This is a genomic window from Streptomyces sp. NRRL B-24572, from assembly GCF_002156145.1.
Taxonomy (GTDB): Bacteria; Actinomycetota; Actinomycetes; order Streptomycetales; family Streptomycetaceae; genus Streptomyces; species Streptomyces vietnamensis.
Genome location: NZ_MWIG01001147.1, coordinates 1 through 2,032, shown reverse-complemented (window position 1 = coordinate 2,032; position 2,032 = coordinate 1). Strand labels below are relative to the sequence as shown.

Genomic DNA, 2,032 nt, shown 5'->3' with positions numbered 1-2,032 from the left:
CGCGGTCGCCGGTCGACGCGCACTTCGCGTCGACCGGCGACCGCGCGTTCTCGATGAGCGCGGCGGAGGGCGCGGCCCTCGCCCGTACCCTCGGCGCCCGTACGGTGATCCCGCTCCACTACGACTCCTGGGACCACCTCGCGGAGGACCCGGCCCGCATCACGGAGGCCTTCGCGGCGCCGGATCTGGCGGGTCGTCTGCGGTGGCTCCGCCCGGGGGTGTCCGAGACCCTCGAGACCACCTGAACACCACGAGCCAGGAAGGGCCGTTCATGGCCGGGCAGCGTCCCCCGCTTCCCCCGTTCACCGCCGAGACCGCCGCCCTGATGTCCCGACGCGGGGCCGGCATCAACGACGTCCCGATCGCCGAGTCCGAGCGGACGCTCTTCGGACCGCGCGCGGAGTCGGAGCGGTAGCAGGCCGACCGAGCCGTACGGTGGGGGTGGCGCGACCGGCCCCCCGTACCCGTCTCAGCGCCCCCGGCGCGCCCCGGCCGTCACGGCCACGGCTCCCGCGACCGCGAGGACCGCGCCCGCCGCCATGACGCCCCGCCCGGAGCGGTACGAGAGCACGGACCAGCACGACCGCGCCGACAACAGGGAGCCGACGCTCGCCCAGGACCCGACGGACAGCGCCGAGGCGGCCGAGCCGATCGACCCGACGGAGAGGAACGACCCGACCGAACCGATCGAGAGGGTCGAGCCGACGGAACCGATGGACAGGAACGAGTCCCGGGACCAGAGCGAAAGACGCGAAGAGGCGGCCATGAGCCGATCGTAGGCGCTCACGCGGCACCCGGACCGGCGCGACGCCTGAAGCGTGCTGCGGAAGGTCGTGTCCGGGCAGGTCAGGACCGGTCTCGGGGCTGGCCTGCTCAGGCTCACGCCGTCACGGCGAGGTTGTGCGTGCGGGCGACAGGAGGCCGTGTTCCCGCTGCGACTTTTTCCAATACCGCGCAGATCCGTGAGCCGCATCATGGGCGCCGGTGGGTCCCAGCCGAGCTTTCCGAGAGCCGACAACCACCGCAAGAATGGGGAGATACCAGTAATGAAGATGCAGCTCAAGAAGCGCGCGGCAGCCCTCGCGACGGCCGCCACGATGGTCCTCGGTCTCGGTACGGCCGTGGTCGCCACCGCCGCCCCCGCGTCCGCCTCGGACATGTGCTTCGGTTCCTGGTACCAGAACCCGGCGCTCCCGTACACGCTGTGGACCCCCGACCACAACCTCGGCTACAACACCAACTACGACCCCTGCGTGCCCGACGTCCAGAGCCGGATCAACCAGATCTACGGCAACGTCCTCACGGTCGACGGCTACTACGGAGCCAAGACCGAGTCTTGGGTGAGGAAGTTCCAGAGCGACTACAGCTGGTGCAGCTTCGGCGTCGACGGTGTCGTCGGCCGCAACACCCACACCTGCCTCGGCTACGCGACCGGTCAGCAGCACTGACGCTCCGTCGACCTGACGGTCAGGGACGGACCAGCCGGACGGCATCGTCGGCCCTGACACGGGGGCGGTCCTGCTCGCCGACGATCTCCGCGTACTGGCACCGGGCTCTGGTAGTCCGGGAATCGGGGCTGCCAGGATGCGGGCATGACGCAGATCATCAAGGGGGGAAACCTTCCGCTCAGCGGTGAGCCGATGCGGGTCGCCGTCGTCCGCCGGTCCGGCGGGCCGGAGGCGCCGAAGGTCGACGCGGCCGCGCTGCTGGTCGGCGCGGACGGCAAGGTCAGGGACCGGGGAGACCTGGTCTTCTACAACCAGCCCGAGCACGCCGGGAGCGGCATACGGCTCCTGGGGGAGGCCCAGGGCGAGGGCGGGGTCGTCGCGGACTGGCTGGAGATCGCCCCCGGTCGGATCGAGGCCTCCGTGGAGCGGGTCGTGGTCGCGGCGTCCTGCGACGGGGGGACGTTCGGAGAGGTCGAGGACCTGTACGTACGGGCGGTGAGCGCGACCACCGGGGCGCAGCTGGCGCTGTACGCGGTGGAGGACGCGACGACGGAGACCGCGATCCTCCTCGGCGAGTTCTACCG

Annotated in this window: 5 protein-coding genes; 4 read left to right on the top strand and 1 reads right to left on the bottom strand. The window is 71.4% G+C overall.

Annotated features, from left to right (window positions below):
* The coding region (locus tag CCN56_RS43750) for an MBL fold metallo-hydrolase (protein ID WP_373412967.1) at positions 1 to 245 on the top strand (245 nt) is incomplete at its 5' end.
* Between the two features lie 26 nt (positions 246 to 271).
* Entirely contained in the window at positions 272 to 415 is a 144-nt protein-coding gene (locus CCN56_RS44060) for a hypothetical protein (protein WP_218779513.1), read from the top strand.
* A gap of 54 nt (positions 416 to 469) precedes the next feature.
* Here CCN56_RS44060 and CCN56_RS40930 read toward each other — a convergent pair whose 3' ends face one another.
* Positions 470 to 766: a hypothetical protein gene (locus tag CCN56_RS40930; protein ID WP_086832574.1), complete on the bottom strand. Its 297-nt coding sequence runs from the start codon at positions 764 to 766 to the stop codon at positions 470 to 472.
* A gap of 280 nt (positions 767 to 1,046) precedes the next feature.
* Here CCN56_RS40930 and CCN56_RS40925 point away from each other — a divergent pair, with 280 nt between their 5' ends.
* Together CCN56_RS40925 and CCN56_RS40920 are read left to right on the top strand one after the other, a co-directional pair.
* A complete protein-coding gene (locus CCN56_RS40925; protein ID WP_086832573.1) occupies positions 1,047 to 1,448 on the top strand; it encodes a peptidoglycan-binding protein in 402 nt (133 codons plus the stop codon).
* A 144-nt stretch (positions 1,449 to 1,592) separates the two neighbouring features.
* The coding region (locus CCN56_RS40920; protein ID WP_143664849.1) for a TerD family protein at positions 1,593 to 2,032 on the top strand (440 nt) is incomplete at its 3' end.

Bases quoted from the DNA above. Each gene is read 5' to 3' on its own strand.
- CCN56_RS40930 (WP_086832574.1), bottom strand. From the start codon at position 766: ATGGCCGCCTCTTCGCGTCTTTCGCTCTGGTCCCGGGACTCGTTCCTG.
- CCN56_RS40925 (WP_086832573.1), top strand. From the start codon at position 1,047: ATGAAGATGCAGCTCAAGAAGCGCGCGGCAGCCCTCGCGACGGCCGCC.
- CCN56_RS44060 (WP_218779513.1), top strand. From the start codon at position 272: ATGGCCGGGCAGCGTCCCCCGCTTCCCCCGTTCACCGCCGAGACCGCC.